The organism is Mesorhizobium salmacidum (SeqCode) (assembly GCF_037179605.1).
Classification (GTDB): Bacteria; Pseudomonadota; Alphaproteobacteria; order Rhizobiales; family Rhizobiaceae; genus Mesorhizobium; species Mesorhizobium salmacidum.
This window is the reverse complement of the sequence record NZ_JAPYKS010000006.1, coordinates 247,491-264,568: the sequence shown is the minus strand read 5'-3', so window position 1 is coordinate 264,568 and position 17,078 is coordinate 247,491. Positions and strand designations below refer to the sequence as shown.

Annotated in this window: 16 protein-coding genes and 1 pseudogene; 4 read left to right on the top strand and 13 right to left on the bottom strand. The window is 62.7% G+C overall.

Annotated elements, in window-relative coordinates:
* Nucleotides 1-5: 5 nt before the first annotated feature.
* Nucleotides 6-1,205: an aspartate aminotransferase family protein gene (locus O7A60_RS10960; RefSeq protein WP_337106256.1), complete on the bottom strand. Its 1,200-nt coding sequence runs from the start codon at nt 1,203-1,205 to the stop codon at nt 6-8.
* A gap of 356 nt (nt 1,206-1,561) precedes the next feature.
* Between O7A60_RS10960 and O7A60_RS10955 the strand changes: the two genes are divergently transcribed.
* Nucleotides 1,562-2,080 carry a GcrA family cell cycle regulator gene (locus O7A60_RS10955; protein WP_027141966.1) on the top strand — a complete coding sequence of 173 codons (519 nt, stop codon included), beginning with the start codon at nt 1,562-1,564 and terminating at the stop codon, nt 2,078-2,080.
* 125 nt (nt 2,081-2,205) lie between these two features.
* On the opposite strand, the gene O7A60_RS10950 is transcribed toward O7A60_RS10955, so the two are convergent.
* The 3 genes from O7A60_RS10950 to O7A60_RS10940 all read right to left on the bottom strand — a co-directional run bounded on the left by O7A60_RS10950 (nt 2,206) and on the right by O7A60_RS10940 (nt 5,418).
* A complete protein-coding gene (locus O7A60_RS10950) occupies nt 2,206-3,213 on the bottom strand; it encodes a magnesium and cobalt transport protein CorA (protein ID WP_337106255.1) in 1,008 nt (335 codons plus the stop codon).
* A 97-nt stretch (nt 3,214-3,310) separates the two neighbouring features.
* Entirely contained in the window at nt 3,311-4,036 is a 726-nt protein-coding gene (gene phoU / locus O7A60_RS10945) for a phosphate signaling complex protein PhoU (protein WP_337106254.1), read from the bottom strand.
* 116 nt (nt 4,037-4,152) lie between these two features.
* Nucleotides 4,153-5,418: an ATP-binding protein gene (locus O7A60_RS10940; RefSeq protein WP_337106253.1), complete on the bottom strand. Its 1,266-nt coding sequence runs from the start codon at nt 5,416-5,418 to the stop codon at nt 4,153-4,155.
* A gap of 156 nt (nt 5,419-5,574) precedes the next feature.
* Between O7A60_RS10940 and ppk2 the strand changes: the two genes are divergently transcribed.
* Nucleotides 5,575-6,483 (top strand): polyphosphate kinase 2, encoded by a 909-nt coding sequence (gene ppk2, locus O7A60_RS10935; RefSeq protein WP_337106252.1) that lies wholly within the window; start codon nt 5,575-5,577, stop codon nt 6,481-6,483.
* Between the two features lie 167 nt (nt 6,484-6,650).
* Here the strand turns inward: ppk2 and O7A60_RS10930 are convergent, their stop codons facing one another.
* From O7A60_RS10930 to O7A60_RS10920, 3 genes are all read right to left on the bottom strand, one after another.
* The gene (locus tag O7A60_RS10930; RefSeq protein ID WP_027141971.1) at nt 6,651-7,400 is read right to left on the bottom strand and encodes an enoyl-CoA hydratase-related protein; all 750 of its coding nucleotides are present in this window, start codon (nt 7,398-7,400) and stop codon (nt 6,651-6,653) included.
* Nucleotides 7,397-8,035, bottom strand: coding sequence for an acyl-homoserine-lactone synthase (locus tag O7A60_RS10925; RefSeq protein WP_337106251.1), 639 nt, complete (start codon nt 8,033-8,035; stop codon nt 7,397-7,399). Before O7A60_RS10925 ends, O7A60_RS10930 begins: the two co-directional genes overlap by 4 nt.
* 98 nt (nt 8,036-8,133) lie before the next feature.
* Nucleotides 8,134-8,865 carry a helix-turn-helix transcriptional regulator gene (locus O7A60_RS10920; protein ID WP_337106250.1) on the bottom strand — a complete coding sequence of 244 codons (732 nt, stop codon included), beginning with the start codon at nt 8,863-8,865 and terminating at the stop codon, nt 8,134-8,136.
* Between the two features lie 258 nt (nt 8,866-9,123).
* Here O7A60_RS10920 and O7A60_RS10915 point away from each other — a divergent pair, with 258 nt between their 5' ends.
* The gene (locus O7A60_RS10915; RefSeq protein ID WP_337106249.1) at nt 9,124-9,975 is read left to right on the top strand and encodes a transporter substrate-binding domain-containing protein; all 852 of its coding nucleotides are present in this window, start codon (nt 9,124-9,126) and stop codon (nt 9,973-9,975) included.
* Between the two features lie 90 nt (nt 9,976-10,065).
* Here the strand turns inward: O7A60_RS10915 and O7A60_RS10910 are convergent, their stop codons facing one another.
* The gene (locus O7A60_RS10910; RefSeq protein WP_337106248.1) at nt 10,066-10,479 is read right to left on the bottom strand and encodes a tellurite resistance TerB family protein; all 414 of its coding nucleotides are present in this window, start codon (nt 10,477-10,479) and stop codon (nt 10,066-10,068) included.
* A gap of 158 nt (nt 10,480-10,637) precedes the next feature.
* Between O7A60_RS10910 and O7A60_RS10905 the strand changes: the two genes are divergently transcribed.
* Nucleotides 10,638-12,284 (top strand): lysine--tRNA ligase, encoded by a 1,647-nt coding sequence (locus O7A60_RS10905; protein ID WP_337106247.1) that lies wholly within the window; start codon nt 10,638-10,640, stop codon nt 12,282-12,284.
* Here O7A60_RS10905 and O7A60_RS10900 read toward each other — a convergent pair.
* The 5 genes and pseudogenes from O7A60_RS10900 to O7A60_RS10880 form a co-directional block, all read right to left on the bottom strand.
* Nucleotides 12,250-13,101, bottom strand: a complete 852-nt coding sequence (locus tag O7A60_RS10900) for a thermonuclease family protein (RefSeq protein WP_415926816.1) — start codon at nt 13,099-13,101, stop codon at nt 12,250-12,252. The genes O7A60_RS10905 and O7A60_RS10900 overlap by 35 nt on opposite strands.
* Nucleotides 13,102-13,110: 9 nt before the next feature.
* Nucleotides 13,111-13,746, bottom strand: a complete 636-nt coding sequence (locus O7A60_RS10895; protein WP_337106245.1) for a S24 family peptidase — start codon at nt 13,744-13,746, stop codon at nt 13,111-13,113.
* A gap of 147 nt (nt 13,747-13,893) precedes the next feature.
* Nucleotides 13,894-14,133: a hypothetical protein gene (locus O7A60_RS10890; protein WP_337106244.1), complete on the bottom strand. Its 240-nt coding sequence runs from the start codon at nt 14,131-14,133 to the stop codon at nt 13,894-13,896.
* A 164-nt stretch (nt 14,134-14,297) separates the two neighbouring features.
* Nucleotides 14,298-14,844 (bottom strand): annotated as a pseudogene (locus O7A60_RS10885) (thioesterase family protein).
* Between the two features lie 3 nt (nt 14,845-14,847).
* On the bottom strand, nt 14,848-17,067 hold the full coding sequence (locus tag O7A60_RS10880) for a 3-hydroxyacyl-CoA dehydrogenase NAD-binding domain-containing protein (protein ID WP_337106243.1): 2,220 nt from the start codon (nt 17,065-17,067) through the stop codon (nt 14,848-14,850).
* Nucleotides 17,068-17,078: the final 11 nt, after the last annotated feature.

Here is a 17,078-nt window from a genome sequence, read left to right as displayed (position 1 = left end):
CCGGATTACTTCGCGGCGGCGGAGGCCATGGCCTCCGACAGGCCCTTGGCGCCAGCGCGGATGCGGTTGAGCGCTTCGTGAATCTCGGCATCGGTGACGGTGAGCGGTGGCAGCAGGCGAATGACGTTGTCGCCGGCCGGAACGGCCAGCAAATGCTGGTCGCGCAGCGCCATGTTCACCTTGCCGTTGGGCATCGCGCATTTGAGGCCGAGCATCAGCCCGGTGCCCCTGATATCCTCGACAATTTCGGGGAATTCGTCAGCTATTGACGCGAGCCCCTGCTTCATCAGCAGCGCCTTGCGCTGGACATCCTCGAGAAAACCATCTTCCAGCACCACGTCGAGCACGGCGTTGCCGACCGCCATGGCCAGCGGATTACCGCCGAATGTGGTGCCGTGCACGCCGGCGGTCATGCCGACGGTCGCCTCGTCGGTGGCAAGGCAGGCGCCCATCGGGAAACCGCCGCCAATGCCCTTGGCGATTGCCATGATGTCGGGCGTCACACCCGACCATTCATGCGCGAACAGCTTGCCGGTACGGCCGATGCCGCACTGGACCTCGTCATAGATCAACAACAGACCGTGCTGTTCGCAGAGCTGCCGCAGCCGCTTCAGCGACTGTGTCGGCACCGGACGGATACCGCCCTCGCCTTGCACCGGCTCGATCAGGATCGCGGCGGTCTCCGGCGTGATCGCCTTTTCAGCGGCGTCGATGTCGTCGAAACCGACCTGGTCGAAGCCTTCGACCTTGGGTCCGAAGCCTTCGAGGTATTTGTACTGGCCGCCAGCCGCGATGGTCGCCAGCGTGCGGCCATGGAAGGCGCCTTCGAAGGTGATGACGCGGAAGCGCTCGGGATGGCCTTTGACGAAGTGGTAGCGCCGCGCCGTCTTGATCGCGCATTCCAGCGCTTCGGCGCCGGAATTGGTGAAGAACACCTTGTCGGCGAAGGTGGCATCGGCCAGCCGCTCGCCAAGCTTGCTCTGCCCCGGGATTTCATAGAGATTGGAGACGTGCCAGAGTTTCGCCGCCTGTTCGGTGAGGGCCGCGACCAGATGCGGATGACCGTGGCCAAGCGAATTGACCGCTATACCGCCAGCGAAATCGAGATATCGCTCGCCCTTGTCGGTAACCAGCCAGGTGCCTTCCCCATGGTCGAAGGCCAGGGGTGCGCGAGCAAAGGTCTCGTAAAGCGCCGAACCGCTCATTATATGCGTCTCCGGTACCGGAAAATCAAAAAAGCCGCCAAAGCGGCGGCCTTCTGCGGCTTATCGTGTTTTTCGGCCATGAAGTCAACGAAAACGTCGCGTAGTGGCGCGCGGCAAGCCCCCTGACGCGACGCCGGCTCATGAGCGACCGGGCAAGTTGGGGAAAACCGAAAAAACCGATTCGTGTTGCACTTGGGACTCTTGTCACCGAGTCAGCGCATAGAGTAGTTGTAGTCGAGAAATAACTAGATTTCGTGCGGCGGACCTAATCACCAGATATATGTGGTGTCTGCCCCAGCAGTTGTGCTGGGTCGGGAATGGATTCTGATTGCCGCACGCTTGTAAGGAGCGCGGTCATGAACTGGACTGACGAGCGGGTAGAACTCTTGAGAAAACTGTGGTCGGAGGGTCTGAGCGCAAGCCAGATTGCTGCGCAGCTTGGAGGGGTCAGCCGCAACGCGGTCATCGGCAAGGTGCACCGGCTGAAGCTGTCGGGCCGTGGCCGCGCAACGGCCACGCCGGCACGCCAGAAAAAGGCATCGCAAGGCTCCTCCGTCCAGAAGTCGGTGGCGCGCGCCGCGAGCACGGCACGCCATGTCACGACTTCGATCGGCGCAACGGCCCTTCAGACGCAATTCGACGCCGAACCCGTGGCAAGGCACTACATCCGCCCGGTCGAGAACGTCGTGGTACCGATCTCACGGCATCTGCAGCTCGTCGAACTGACCGAGCGCACCTGCAAATGGCCGAACGGCGATCCGCTTTCGGAGGACTTCAATTTCTGCGGCAACGAAGCCGCCGAAACCGGTCCCTACTGCAAATACCATGCCCGCGTGGCGTTCCAGCCAGCGGCGGAGCGGCGGCGGAATCGCTGAGCGAATAGCGAATAGCGAATAGCGAATAGCGAATAGCGAATAGCGAATAGGCACTGATTGAGCTTCCGCGAGGGAGCAATGCAGTTTTTCCCCTATTCGCTACTCCCTATTCGCTATTCGCTCTTTTACAGCCACCCATTCTTCCTGAACCGCCAGTACAGGAAGCAGCAGATCAGCGCGATGGTGGCCAGCACCATCGGGTAGCCATATTCCATCTTCAGCTCCGGCATGTCGGTAAAGTTCATGCCGTAGATGCCCGCGAAGGCGGTTGGCACCGCCAGGATGGCCGCCCAGGAGGCGAGTTTCTTGGAGATCGCCGTTTCCTGGCTTTGACCGACCAGAAGACTGGCCTCGAAGGCGAAGGCAAGTACCTCGCGCAGGCTGTCGATCTTCTCCTGGACGGTACGGATATGATCCGTCACGTCGCGGAACAGCGGGTGCATGGCCGAATGGATCTGTGGCAGCTCGGCGCTGGTCAGCCGGCGACAGACTTCCACCAGGGGCAATGCCGCGTTGCGCAGGCGCAGGAGGTCACGGCGCAGCATGTAGAGGCGTTCAATATCGGGGCCGGTCATGGGCTTCAGCAGGACCTTGTCCTCGATCGCCTCGACCTCGTCCTCGATCTGCTCGAGCACGGGCATGTAGTTGTCAACGATGAAGTCCAGAATGGCGTAGAGGACGAAATCCTCGCCCTTGGCCAGCGAATGCGGGCAGCTTTCCCAGTGCTGGCGCACGGCGGCATAGGATGTGGAAGGGCCGTGCCTGACGCTGACGATGTAGCCTGAGCCGACAAACAGATGCGTCTCGCCGAAGGTGACGCGCCCTTCGATCAATTGCGCCGTGCGAGCGACGATGAACAGCGCATCGCCATATTGCTCGATCTTTGGCCGCTGGTGCGGGTGCTCGGCATCCTCGATCGCCAGCTCATGCAGATGAAACTGCGCCTTGACGCGCAACAGAAGTTCGCGGTCGGGTTCAAGCAGCCCGATCCAGACGACATGTCCCGATTTCTTGGCCCACTCGCCGGCTTCCTCGATGGGAATATCGGCGATACGGTGCCCGGCGGTGTAGACACCACAGGCGATGATGCCCGATGTCGGCGGCGAGGGCTTGAACTCCCGGACATATTCCATCGCGGCCTCCCGAAAGCGTTGCCTTCCCTAGGGAACCGGCAAGCTTATCTCGGGATAGTTTAGCGCAATATGATCAAGCGTTCGAGAGGACGTGCGTTCACTTCACCGGCAGCGCCGCGGGGAGGCCGATCTTGTCCGTCTTGTCGCTCTTCGGCCGCTCGGCCGGCATCTGGTCGCCGGTGACGATGTAGTAGATGGTCTCGGCGATGTTGGTGGCGTGATCGCCGATACGCTCGATGTTCTTGGCGCAAAACAGCAGATGCGTACAGGGCGTGATGTTGCGCGGATCTTCCATCATGTAGGTCAGCAATTCGCGAAACAGCGACGTGTACATGGCATCGATCTGTTCGTCTCGGTCGCGCACGAAGCCGATCTTGTCGACCGAGCGCGACGCATAGACGTCGAGAACTTCCTTCAGCTGGGTCAGCGCCAGGTTGGCCAACGCCTCCAGGCCGCGGAAAAGGCTGGTCGGCTGACGGCCGTCGGTGACGGCGACCACCCGTTTGGCAACGTTCTTTCCGAGGTCGCCGACCCGCTCGAGGTCGGCCGAGATGCGGATGGCGCCGACGATCTCGCGCAGGTCCGTAGCCATCGGCTGGCGCTTGGCGATGATGATGATCGCCTTGTCGTCGATCTCACGCTGCCCCTCATCCAGCACGATGTCGTCGCGAATGACCTTCTGGGCCAATCCCGGATCGGCATTGACCAAGGCGGCGACCGCCTGCTCGACCATGCGCTCGGCATGGCCGCCCATCGCTGCGATGCGCTTGGCGAGATATTTCAGTTCCTCGTCAAAGGCGCTCATTGTGTGAACGGACTGCATGGACGAAATGCCTTCCCACGGGGTGTCTTGATCTTGAGTCGTTTCCTCGAATCCCCGCTGATACGCTAACCGGATGACAGAAAAAAGAAACGGTCCAGTGGGAAACTAGGGCAGTATCAGTGCGCCGGCAAATGGACCGAGAAGGCGGCGCCCTTGCCGACCTCGGACTTGATCGTCAGCCTGGCATTGTGACGCGTCAGGATGTGCTTGACGATCGACAAGCCAAGTCCCGTGCCTTTCTGGGTCCGGCTGGTCTCGACATCGATGCGATAGAAGCGCTCGGTGATGCGCGGGATATGCTCCTCGGGAATGCCGGGGCCAAAATCCCTGATCGTCACGTCGATGCCTGGTTCGGAACCGTCATCGCCGCGCGCGATCGACACCACGACGCGGCCGCCCGACCGGCCGTATTTGCAGGCATTTTCCAAAAGGTTCTCGAAGACCTGGAACAACTCGTCGCGATCACCCGGCACATCGAGCGGCCCCTCGGCGAAATCGCGTTCGATGGCGACATTGTTTTCCCGGGCGAGCGGTCCGAGCGAATCGATGACGCTGTCGACGGTCTGGCGCAGATCGACTTCGGTTCCCGGCTTCAGATAGGGCTTCATCTCCAGCCGCGACAGCGACAGGAGATCATCGATCAGTCGCGCCATGCGGCCGGTCTGGTTCTGCATGATCTGGAGGAACTGCTCGCGCGCCGCCGGATCGTTGCGGGCCGGTCCGCGCAGCGTTTCGATGAAGCCAGCGATCGAGGCCAGCGGGGTGCGCAACTCGTGACTGGCATTGGCGATGAAGTCGGCGCGCATGCGGTCTATGCGCCGTGCCTCGCTCTGGTCCTTGAAGACCAGCACGTAGAGGTCGGTGCCATGCCCGACCGAGGACGCGCTGACCCGATAGGCCCGTTCGACGGGAAGTCTCTCGGTATAGTCGACTACATCCGAGGCGACGGTGCCCGACAGAACACTGTCCAGCAGCGCCTGCATTTCCGGCGCCCGGAATTTCAGCGGCAGCGATATGCCGGGCGCGATGCCGCCAAAGGCGGCAAAGGCGGCGGCGTTGGCGTGGACGATGGTGGCGGCCTGGTCGAAGATGATGAGCGGATCGGCGACGGCGGCCGCGAGATATTCGCCGGACAGGCGCTGCAAGCCCATCGCTTCGATTGCCCCGGCGCTCTCGGCGGAATGGCGCGCAGCTGTAACCGGCAATAGTGCCGCCGCCAGCAGCAGGAGCAGCGCCGGTACCAGCACGTAGGCGGAAATACCCGCGAAGCCATAGGCGATCAGGACCGCCACGACACCGGCCGCGAGCAGCCAGCGGCTGGTCCACAGCCGGGCGGCGATCGCTTGCCCCATGCCTTTCTGCTCTGCGCCCGGGTCAGTCATTCGCGCGCCCAGCCTCCACCGGTCACACGGCGGCGAAAACTTCCGCTGGACCGCAAATCAAAAGTGCTACAGCGTCCTTTGCGCGCCCAAATGGACGCGCGGCGCTGTAGTGGCTCCCAATAGCATGAGTCCAGACACTTAAAAGGGTTCGTCTGCATGAATAAGGCCAAGGAAAATTCCGCCACGCCAACTTCAGGTCCGCTGAAAATCCGGATCGGCGGCAAGGAACGGGAGTTCGATATCGAGAATCCCGAGCTTCCGGACTGGGTCGAGGAGAACAAGCTGACCGCGGGCGGGTATCCCTACGACAAGAAGATGAAAGCCGAGGAGTACGACGAGACGCTCGAGCAGTTGCAGATCGAGCTGGTCAAAGCGCAAGCATGGCTGCAGGCGACCGGCAAGCGGGCGATGGCGCTGTTTGAGGGGCGTGACGCCGCCGGCAAGGGCGGCACGATCTTCGTGCTGCGCCAGTACCTCAACCCGCGCACGGCGCGCAACGTCGCGCTGACCAAGCCAACCCCGACGGAGCTGGGGCAATGGTATTATCAGCGCTATGCCGACCATTTCCCGACGTCGGGCGAATTCGTCACCTTCGACCGCTCATGGTACAACCGCGCCGGCGTCGAGCCGGTGATGGGTTTTTGCACCCCAGAACAGCACCAGAAGTTTCTCGACGAGACGCCGCATTTCGAACGAATGATCGTCAATGACGGCATCCATTTCTTCAAATTCTGGCTGAACATCGGCCAGGAGACGCAGCTCGAGCGCTTTCACGATCGCCGCTACAGCCCCCTCAAGAGCTGGAAGTTCTCGCCGATCGACATTGCCGGCATCACCAAGTGGGACGACTACACCAAGGCGCGCGACAGTATGTTCGAGCGCACCCACAAGGAGTTCGCGCCATGGATCATCGTGCGGGCCAACGACAAGCGCCGCGCGCGGCTGGCAGTGATGCGTCGCATCCTCCTGTCGCTGCCCTATGAGGGACGCGATCTCGATATCATCGGCAAGGAGGACAAGAAGATCATCGGCGAAGGGCCGTCATTCCTGGGCAAGCAGGACTGACGCTTTTTGGCGCCGCGCAGCAAAAGGCAGCGCGGCGCAATTCATGAGCGCCCTTGATCCGGCTCTACAGCATGTCGCGGCGAATGGGATTCGCCCGACCTGCTGTAAGCTTCTGATTTTATGCATGTCGTTATCCCGGAACCGAGGACACTTCCGGGCGACATGCATTAGGCCGCCAGGCGTGCGATCCGCTGCAACCGTCGCAGCGTGGCGTCGTCCTGCAGCGCCTGCTGGAACAGCGATATCTCCTCATCGATGCGCTCGCAAAGCGCGGTGGTGTTGCCCTTGAGCAGGCCGCGCGTCTGCAACAACGCCGCAACCGGCTTTTTGGCTAGCTGCCTGGCCCGGCCGAGCGTCGCCTCCTCGACGCTGCCTTCCGGGACGATCTCGGCGACTAGGCCGAGCGCCCTGGCATCTTCGGCACGAAGCGTGTCGCCGAGGCAGAAGAAGCGGAAGGCACCGGCATAGCCGAGCTTCTGCGGCGCCAGGATGCTGGTCGCCGCGTCGGGCACCAGGCCGAAATCGACGAACGGCACCCGGAACGTGCTTTTTTCTGACGCGATCACCATGTCGCAATGGAACAGGATGGTGCAGCCGACGCCGACGGCATCGCCGTCGACACAGGCCAGGATGGGCTTTGGAAACGTTGCCAGCATGCGGAACATGTCGGTGACGGCGGCGATCAGCTTCTGATGTTTGGTGGCGTCCAGGAATTCGGAGAAGTCGCCGCCAAGACAGAAGCAGCCCGCCAGGCCGCGCAGCACGACGACCCGCACCTCGTCGTTCTCGGCGGCTTCATGAAACGTCCTGGCAAGGCTCTCATAGGCCCTCCTGTCGAGCACCGGCCGGCCGTCATTCGACGACACGGTGACGATCAGCGCATGGTTGCGCAGTTCGGGTTGTGGGTGCGCGTTCATGACGCCCTCCTTTGGCCGAGCATGTCGGGATACCCCCTGGCCAGGACGGGTGCATGGTGATTGCGGCGCGAACGCACCACGTCCAGCGTGTGCTCGTTGAAGGTGAGCAGCGTCGCCACGACCTGCTGGTTGCCATAGGTGCGCTGATAGCCCAGCGGCGTCGCCAGGAAGTGCAGTTGCAATGCGCGCAGCACCCACATCGGCTCGAACTCGATGATGACCTTGTCGACGCCGCGCTTGAGACCCCACTCGACGAAACCGGCTATCAATTCCGTGCCGACCGTCGAGACGCCGCGCCGGCCATCGCGAAAACCCGGAGCCACCGCATAGCGGGTCAACTCCCAGATGTTGGGGCCCGTCGGCGGCGTTCCTTCGGAGAGATCGGTCAACACCTCGGTCAGCAGATGCGGCCGTGTGGTCGGCAACATCCTCTGGTAGCCCGCGACTTCATCGCCCCTGATGACGATCTGATGCACCGCCTCGTCATGATCGAACTGGTCGACCTCAAAACCGTCGGGGCGCCGCAGGTCCTCCCATCCCATTTCCTCGACGAATATCCGGTAGCGCAGCCGATGGACGGCCTCCCAGAGGTCGGGGCGTTCCATCAATTCCTTGGTCGAAAGACAAAAAAGCATTCCGTAGTCTCCTGTGTTTCAGGGGAAGATACGGCCGTGCTTCGATGCGAAAATTGCGTGATCACGTAGGCAAGAAATTCTAGGCCTGCACGGCCGACCTAGCTAATGTATCCGCGCCTTATCGCCTCGGCGACTGCCTGCACCCGGTTGACGGCACCGAGTTTGCTTTTGGCGTTAAGAAGATGTTTCTCCGACGTGTGTTCGGAGATGCCGAGGATTTGCGAAATCTCCCATTCGGACTTGCCGACGGCGGCCCATTGCAGGCACTCGCGTTCGCGCGGCGTCAGTTCGATGTGATCGATGGTCGTGGCCGGCATGGTGTGAAGTTGCATGGCGCGGCCAATGGCATAGGTCGAGACCAGCGAGACCAGGCCGAACTCGGCCGCCGACAGTTCCACGGCCTCGCCACCCAGCGACACCATGACGATTTCGCCATCGAGCGTGATCAGCGGGAAGGCCAGCCCGTCCCGCAGCTTGAAGGCGCCCGCGTCGCCCATCACTTCGCCACTGCTCTTGTCGATGCGAATGCCCTGGGCGGCTTCCCGCCATTGGAACGGCGCCTGCAGCTGTTTCATGTGACTGACGACGGGATCGTGATCGACATAGTTGCGCGTCACATAGCGCTCGAGCCATTCGACCGGCCAGTCGCATAGCAGCACATGCTGCTTTTGCTGACCCGTGGGCGTGCCCGGCTTCGGAACGGTTCCGGCCATCAGCGCGGTCAGGCCGAATTCCGATGTTACACCTAACAGTTTCTCGCAGACCGCGGCCGCCGTTGCGGCGTGCTGCAGCTGGTCCATGTATTCCAGCGTCCGATCGAACTGACTCATCGCAACATCAACCCCATGTTGCCTTATGCATTGAAGTCCATGGTCCACGCCTTGCCGGCACTTCGCCACCGACCACGAATTGCAAAGCGCCCGCTTCCGGTTGTGGTTCTCGACCCTGGTACCCCCACCAGGGCAGCCACCGCTGTTTGCAAACCCACCAAATCATATCCTGAAATCGAAGCGTTGAAATCAAAAAGCATTGTGCCTGTACCATTTTCGTACCAAAACCGGCACGAGCACGGTGCGGGGAGTTCTATCGTGGCGTTCCAATGGAGGTTCCAGGTCCTGGCAGCGGCGCTCATCGCGGCACTGGCCTGGGTTCCCGGAGGTCGCACGGCGGAGCCGCAGGTACCGGTGCTCTGGGACGCCAAGGAACGGCTGCCCAAGCCGGACCTTTCGGCACTGCCGCGGCTGCGGTTCCTGACGACCACGGATTTTCCGCCCTTCAATTTCCTCGATGGTGCGGGAAAGCTTTCCGGTTTCCACATCGACCTGGCGCGGGCCATCTGCGCGGAACTCGGCATCGTCGACAGGTGCCAGATCCAGGCCTTGCCCTGGGCGGAACTTCAAGGCGCGATCGAGAAAGGCGAAGGCGAGGCGATCATCGCCGGCATTGCCGCAACGCCGCAGTCGCGACAGACATACGCCTTCTCGCGCGCCTACCTGCAATTCCCGGCACGCTTCATCATGCCTAAGAACAAGGCGCTGGCGGAACCGATCTTCGACAAATTGCACGGCAAGCGCGTCGGCGTGATATCAGGTTCGGCGCATGAACGCATGCTGCGCGACTATTTCGGCACGGTCCAGATCGTCCCCTTCGACAGACCGGAGGCCCTCTACGGCGATCTCAAGGCCGGCAAGATCGACGCGGCCTTCGGCGACGGCATGCGATTCGCCTTCTGGCTGGGCGGCTCCGATGCCGCCGGCTGCTGCCGCTTTGCCGGCGGCCCCTACCTGGCGCCCGAATATCTGGGCACCGGCATGGCCATCGCGACGCGAGCGGACAATCCGGCACTGGCCGCGGCACTCGACTACGCGTTGCAGGAGATTTCGATGAAAGGCACCTTCGCCGAATTCTACCTGCGCTATTTCCCGGTCAGTTTTTTCTGATCCGGTTCCCGGCCGGCTCTTTCTAGGACTGCTGATATTCAGGTGATGCCGGCCTGACCTGAATCTCAACAGTCCTTGTTCAGGCCGATGTCAGGTGAGCGTGCGAAGCCTTGCCTTCGCCGCACGGCCGATCGCAGCGACGGTCAACGTGTCGAGATCGAGCTGACGACGGATCAGCTGCAGCACGCGCACCTCTTCCAGCCGCATCTCCAGATCGACGGCGGCGACTTCGAAGGCGGCTGCGTAGGCAGTGTCGCGCAACCGCTCCGGCAGCGCCTCCGCAACCTGGGTCAGGACACCTTCCAGCCCATCCTTCTCATGCAGCATCTTCTGGCAGGCCTGGGCCACGGCAACCAGCCGGTCCTGGCTGAAATCCTCGAACACCGGCCACGAGCGGACGACATCGCCGATCCTGGCCAGTTCGACGTCGGTCATGTCCCGGTCGGAGGCCGACGTGATGACCATAAGATAGATCAGGGCTTCGTGAGGGGTGGGCGACGGCATTCTTTACTCCTTGAACGGGTTCCGAAGGTAGGAAGGGGAGCCCGAGGCCGCAAGGAAAAAGCGCCCCACGCGTTGACGCTCCGGCCACGCGCGCCTAGAGACCGGTTGAAAATCGACACTTGCAGCCAGAGCGGCGAATAATTTTGGAAAACAGGACCATGGCGGGATCAAACATCATCAATCTCAATCCCGAACTGCTGACGGCCGCGGTCGAGAGCAAGGCATGGCCGTTCGAGGAAGCCAAAAAGATCATCGAACGCTACAAGGGGGCCGACTTTCCAGGATCGATCCTGTTCGAAACCGGCTATGGACCGTCGGGCCTGCCGCATATCGGCACGTTCGGCGAAGTGGCGCGCACATCGATGGTGCGTCATGCGTTCCGCGTGCTGACGCAGGACAAGGTCGCGACCAAGCTGCTGTGTTTTTCGGACGACATGGACGGCATGCGCAAGATACCCGACAGCGTGCCGGATCGCGCAGCGCTGGAGCCGTATCTGCACAAGCCGCTGTCGTCGGTGCCCAATCCGTTTGACGGCGACTATGCGAGCTTCGCCGACCACAACAATGCGATGCTCTGCCGTTTCCTCGACACGTTCGGCTTCGACTATGAATTCGCCAGCGCGACGCAGTACTACAAGGCCGGCCGTTTCGATGCGATGCTGTTGCGCGCCGCCGAACGCTACGACCAGATCATGGCGGTCATGCTGCCGACGCTTGGATCGGAGCGGCAGGCGACCTACAGCCCCTTCCTGCCGATCTCGCCGAAGAGCGGGCGCGTGCTCTACGTTCCCATGAAGCATGTGGATGCCAAGGCCGGCACCATCACCTTCGACGATGAAGGCACCGAAACCACGCTGCCGGTCACCGGCGGCAGGGTGAAGCTGCAGTGGAAGCCGGATTTCGGCATGCGCTGGGCGGCCCTCGGTGTCGACTTCGAGATGTTCGGCAAGGATCACCAGACCAATGCGGTGGTCTATGACCGCATCTGCAACATCCTGGGCGGGCGGGCGCCGGAGCATTTCGTCTACGAGCTGTTCCTCGACGAGAACGGCCAGAAGATCTCCAAGTCGAAGGGCAATGGCCTGACGATCGACGAATGGCTGACCTATGCGCCGACCGAGAGCCTGGGGCTCTACATGTACCAGCGGCCGCGGCAGGCCAAGAAGCTCTATTTCGACGTCATCCCGCGGGCCGTGGACGAATATTACACCTTCCTCGCCGCATACCCGCGTCAGGACTGGAAGGAGCGGCTGGGCAACCCGGTCTGGCATATGCATGACGGCAATCCGCCCGCTATCGACATGCCGGTGCCGTTCTCGTTGCTGCTCAACCTGGTCAGCGCCTCCAATGCGCAGAACAAGGACGTGCTGTGGGGCTTCATCTCGCGCCACGTGCAGGGCGTGACGCCTGCCACCCATCCCGAGCTCGACCGGCTGACGGGCTATGCGATCCGCTATTTCGACGATTTCGTGAAGCCGACGAAGACCTTTCGACCGGCCGACGAGATCGAGCGCGAAGCGCTGCTGGCTCTCGAAAAGGCTCTTGGCGACTTGCCGGCGGGCGCCAGCGGCGAGGCGATCCAGAACGCTTCGCTCAACGTGGCGCGCAAGATCGAACGCTACCAGGATCATTCCAAGCAGAGCCCGGAAGGCGGCCCCGGCGTTTCAGGCGCCTTCTTCCAGATGATTTATCAGGTGCTGATCGGCCAGGAACGCGGCCCACGCTTCGGATCCTTCGCCGCCCTCTACGGCGTCACCGAGACCCGCTCGCTCATTCAGAAGGCGTTGGCTGGTCAGCTGGCTTGAGGACGCCGCCATCCTCTTCCAGGATCGAGCCCGGCGCCTGAGGCGCCGGGGCGGGTGCGGCCGGCGCCGCCGAGATGCCGGCAAGGTTCGGCGCCGATCCGAAAATGCCTTTCTTCGCGCTTTGTGCTTTGTCACCCGCTTCCACATAGGGCCCGCCCTTGGCGGCGCGCGCCCAGCCGTTTTCGACCAGCCATTGACCGACATCCTGCTTGCCGATCCGGCACTCCGCCGCGATCCGGTCGCGACCACCTTCAGGCGGCACCGTGCAGATCACGGCGCGGCCGCGCAGGAAGGCGCGGAACGCCGTGCGGGCACGGACACCGCACGGCCAGGATTTGCCATCGGTGGTGCAGGTCTCGTCCTGCCCGACGACATCGATGCCGGAAACGGCGACCGAATAGCCTTTCGCCTCGATCAGGCCGGCGGCCGGGGCGACCGGCTGGAACAGCTTTGTGCCGTTCCAGTCGTCGGGCATCTTGGGCTTGGGCGGCACGGCGAGCGCCAGCTTGCTCAACGGCTCGCGCGGCTCGACCCGCTCGAGCTCTCCGGCGGGCAGTTCCGGCGGCGCGACGACCTGCGGATCGATCGCCCGCGAATGCGCCGCCGATTTTGGCGGCTGCGGAGCAGGTATGGCTGAGGTGGCAGGTTCTTCTGGTAGCGTCCCGGTGTTAGCCCGCGGGATCGTATCGGCGCCGGGATCGATCTGATCCACCGCAACAGTGCTTGCGCTGCCTTTCAGCGTGCGTCCGCCGGCAACGACCAGCGCCGCCATTACCGTAACCATCAGAACCGCCAGGACAAGATGAGGAGGTCGCACCCGTTGCACCTATTGGCTTGCCCAGACGATCCGCGCCACCCATTCGACCTCGCGCATGGGGATGTCGCGGTCCGGATGCTCCGGATTGAGCGAGACCAGCTCGATCGACTTGACGGTCTGGCGTTCGAGCACCTTGGCCATCACCTCGCCTGATGTGGTCTTGACGACGACGCGATCGCCCTTGCGGGTGGCGGCGCCCGGCTCGACGATGAGCACGTCACCGTTGCGGTAGAGCGGCAGCATGGAATCCCCTTGCACCTGCAGCGCATAGGAACTCTCGGTCGATTGCGCAGGCAATTCGACGAGATCCCAGCCCTGCCCGGCGGGAAAGCCGGCATCGTCGAAGAAGCCGCCGGCGCCTGCCTGGGCAAAGCCGAGCAACGGCACGGCGCGCCGGCTGGCGGGCGATGCGCCCCGGCCTTCGATCAGTCCCGTGAATTCGTCCAGCGAAGCGCCCGTGGCCTCGATGATCTTGGCCAGCGATTCGGTCGAAGGCCAGCGCGGCCGTCCGTCAGACGAGAGGCGTTTCGATTTGTTGAAGGCGGTCGAATCAAGTCCCGCGCGCCTTGCCAGACCCGAAGCCGAAAGCGAATAGCGCTCGGCAAGAGCATCGATGGCAGCCCAGATGCGGTCGTGCGAGAGCATGACGTGCTCTCCTTCGAAACAGGAAAAAATGCCTCTTCTTGTCTAACGCGCAACCGCTGCGTTGTCCACCAGTGTTGGCCGGCGGAACACGAACAAAACTGTGTGCCGCAACGACGGCACTATGTCACGGCCAAGGCTGCGGATAAGCTATCCGGCCAATGCGGCCATCGCCCTCGGCAGGCCCTTCTTGAGCTCGTCGACGTTCATCACCGGGATCAGCTCGACGGTGGCATTGAAGGCGAAGAAGAACCGCTCGGCGACATAGGGCATGTCCGAACTGTCCTTCACCTCGAGGAAAAGGTAGACCGTCCGCCAACCACCGTCAGCGGCAAAATAGGCAGCCTCCGGCTTGAGATCGGACAGGGTGTGCTCGATGAACTTGCCCATGCTGCGTTCTTGATCGCCTTGTTGCCTTCCTCGACCGGGATGGAAACTTTCAGCATCATACGCATGATGATTACTCCTCCGCTAACATTGCGTTAGCGGTAACTAATGTACCATCCGCGCCTGGCTTGGGAAAGTCGATCGAACCCTGCTCGCCGACGGGTTGATCAGCCGGACGATTTGGCCAGGCCGCGCAGTCCCTGGTGCGACGTCATGAAAATCCGTTCCGCCTCTGTCGGTGGCCGCGGGTTCACCGCACGGCCAAGCGCGGCGACTACCTCGTCAATGTCGAGGAAGCGGCGCGCCTGGCGGTCATAGACGCCGGCCGTCGTCAGGATCAGGGCGGCCGTCTCGCCATCGTCGAGGACGAAGCGGTGCTTGCCGATGACCTGGGTGCCTTCCCAGGTCTCGATCGAGGACACCACTTCGAAGCGGCGCCACAGCCGTATCTCGCGGGCGTAGACGGCCTGCAGCCCGCCCATCATCGGCGCCCAGCCATTCTTTCCTCGCCAGCGTGATGAGGCCGGCACGGACAAACAGATCGATGCGGCCAAGGTCGGCCAGCATCATGTAGCGCGCATTGTTGAGATGGATGTTGAAGTCGATGTCGGTCGGCAGGCAGCGAAAGGCCAGCCGGCCTTCGCCGCCCATGAGATAGGGACCACGCCTGCGCGCCGCGGCCAGCATGCGCGCCATGCGCGCCCAGACGTACATATGTCAGGCTGCCTGCTTCACATCGCCCTTCGCATGGCGATCGAAGCGTTCGTAGAAGGTCTCACCTTTCTCGGCCATGTCGATGAGCAGCTTGGGCGCCTTGAACTCGGCGCCATACTTCTTCTGCAGGCCCTTGGCGATCTTGAGGAATTGCTTGGTGCCGATCCCGTCAATATAGGACAGCGCGCCACCGGTATAGGGCGCGAAGCCGAAGGCCAGGATCGAGCCGACATCGGCCTCGCGCGGGTCGGTGACGATACCCTCTTCCATCACGCGTGCCGCTTCGAGCGCGATGGTGACCAGCAGGCGCTGCTGCAGCTCCTCATAGTCGACCTTCTCGGCCGCGAGCTGCGGATAGAGGTCCTTCAACCCCGGCCACAGCTTCTTCTTCGCGGGCTTGGCCGGATAGTCGTAAAAGCCCTTGCCGTTCTTGCGGCCGAGGCGGCCGTGGTCGTCGACCATGGTGTTGATCAGTGCCATCTGCCTGGGGTCGACGGCCTTGTCGCCGAGATCCCTGATGGTCTGCTTCATGATCTTCTGGGCAAGGTCGATGGCCGTCTCGTCGGTCAGCGCCAAGGGACCGACCGGCATGCCGGCGGCCTTCGCCGCATTCTCGATCATCGGCGCGGGCACGCCTTCGATCAGCATCTTGTAGGCTTCCGACATGTAGCGCAGCACGCAGCGGTTGACATAGAAGCCGCGCGTGTCGTTGACGACGATCGGCGTCTTCTTGATGGCGCGCACGAAGTCGATCGCGGTCGCCAGCGCCTTGTCGCCGGTCTTCTTGCCGAGGATGATCTCGACCAGCATCATCTTGTCGACCGGTGAGAAGAAGTGGATGCCGATGAAATTCTTCGGCCGCGCCGAATTCTTGGCCAGGCCTGTGATCGGAATGGTCGAGGTGTTAGAGGCAAAGATCGCCGACGACTTCAGCACGGCCTCCGCCTGTTCGGTGGCGTTCTTCTTGACGGCGGAATCCTCGAACACGGCTTCCACCACGAGATCGCAGCCGGCGAGGTCCGCATAGTCTGCCGTCGGCGTGATCAGCGACAGGAGCTTGTCCTTCTCCTCGGGCCTGGCGCGACCCTTCTTGACCTGATCCGAGATCAGGCTGTCGGAATGTGCCTTGCCCTTTGCGGCCGCCTCCACATCCCGGTCGAGCAGCACCACCGGAATGCCGGCCTTGGCGGTGACATAGGCGATGCCCGCGCCCATGAAGCCGGCGCCGAGGATACCGATCTTCTTGAACCTGGTGTCCGGCACGCCGGCCGGGCGGCGCGCGCCCTTGTTCAGCTCCTGCAGCGACACGAACAGCGAGCGGATCATCGCCGCCGCCTCCTTGCTCTGCATGATCTCGGTGAAATAGCGCTGCTCGATCCTGAGCGCAGTGTCGAAGGCCACCAGCAGGCCCTCATAGACGCATTTCAGGATCGCGGCGGCGGCCGGGTAATTGCCATGGGTCTCGCGGCGCAGGATGGCGATGGCCGGCGGCCACAGATTGGCGCCGGCCGCCGAATAGATCGGCCCGCCCGGCAGCTTGAAACCCTTCTCGTCCCACGGCGCCACCGGCTTGAGGCCGTTCCTGATCATCGCCTTCGCGGTCTCGATCAGCTTCGCCGGTTCGGCGATCTCGTGGATCAGGCCCATCGCCTTCGCCTTCTGCGGCGACAGGGTCTGGCCGGAGGTCAGCATCTGCAACGCCTGTTGCTGGTCGGTCAGCCGCGGCACGCGCTGGGTGCCGCCGGCACCGGGGAAGATGCCGATCTTGACCTCGGGGAGCGCCATCTTGACCTTGTCGGAGTCGGCGGCGACGCGGCCATGGCAGGCGAGCGACATTTCGAAGGCGCCGCCCATGCAGGTGCCGTTGATCGCCGAGACCCATGGCTTGCCGCAGGTTTCCAGCTTGCGGAACAGGCCGGTCATGATGCCGGCATTGTCGAACAGCGCCCTGGTCGCCTTTTCGACATCCCTGACCTTGTCAGTGGCGAAGCTGGTCAGCATCCTCTGCAGCAAGGTGATGTCGGCGCCACCGGAGAAAGTGTCCTTGCCGGAGGTGATCACCGCGCCTTTGATGGCGGCATCGCCGGCCACCTTGTCCACGATGGCGTTCAACTCGCGCATCACCTCTTCGGTGAAGACGTTCATCGAGCGGTCCGGGCTGTTCCAGGTGACCAGCGCGATGCCATCGGCGTCGATGTCGAGGGTGAAATTGGCGTAGCTCATCGTTCTCTCCC

What these genes read in the sequence shown, in the direction of transcription:
- O7A60_RS10960 (WP_337106256.1), bottom strand. Translation starts at nt 1,205, where the DNA reads ATGAGCGGTTCGGCGCTTTACGAGACCTTTGCTCGCGCACCCCTGGCC.
- O7A60_RS10955 (WP_027141966.1), top strand. Translation starts at nt 1,562, where the DNA reads ATGAACTGGACTGACGAGCGGGTAGAACTCTTGAGAAAACTGTGGTCG.
- O7A60_RS10950 (WP_337106255.1), bottom strand. Translation starts at nt 3,213, where the DNA reads ATGGAATATGTCCGGGAGTTCAAGCCCTCGCCGCCGACATCGGGCATC.
- phoU (WP_337106254.1), bottom strand. Translation starts at nt 4,036, where the DNA reads ATGCAGTCCGTTCACACAATGAGCGCCTTTGACGAGGAACTGAAATAT.
- O7A60_RS10940 (WP_337106253.1), bottom strand. Translation starts at nt 5,418, where the DNA reads ATGACTGACCCGGGCGCAGAGCAGAAAGGCATGGGGCAAGCGATCGCC.
- ppk2 (WP_337106252.1), top strand. Translation starts at nt 5,575, where the DNA reads ATGAATAAGGCCAAGGAAAATTCCGCCACGCCAACTTCAGGTCCGCTG.
- O7A60_RS10930 (WP_027141971.1), bottom strand. Translation starts at nt 7,400, where the DNA reads ATGAACGCGCACCCACAACCCGAACTGCGCAACCATGCGCTGATCGTC.
- O7A60_RS10925 (WP_337106251.1), bottom strand. Translation starts at nt 8,035, where the DNA reads ATGCTTTTTTGTCTTTCGACCAAGGAATTGATGGAACGCCCCGACCTC.
- O7A60_RS10920 (WP_337106250.1), bottom strand. Translation starts at nt 8,865, where the DNA reads ATGAGTCAGTTCGATCGGACGCTGGAATACATGGACCAGCTGCAGCAC.
- O7A60_RS10910 (WP_337106248.1), bottom strand. Translation starts at nt 10,479, where the DNA reads ATGCCGTCGCCCACCCCTCACGAAGCCCTGATCTATCTTATGGTCATC.
- O7A60_RS10905 (WP_337106247.1), top strand. Translation starts at nt 10,638, where the DNA reads ATGGCGGGATCAAACATCATCAATCTCAATCCCGAACTGCTGACGGCC.
- O7A60_RS10895 (WP_337106245.1), bottom strand. Translation starts at nt 13,746, where the DNA reads ATGCTCTCGCACGACCGCATCTGGGCTGCCATCGATGCTCTTGCCGAG.
- O7A60_RS10890 (WP_337106244.1), bottom strand. Translation starts at nt 14,133, where the DNA reads ATGGGCAAGTTCATCGAGCACACCCTGTCCGATCTCAAGCCGGAGGCT.
- O7A60_RS10880 (WP_337106243.1), bottom strand. Translation starts at nt 17,067, where the DNA reads ATGAGCTACGCCAATTTCACCCTCGACATCGACGCCGATGGCATCGCG.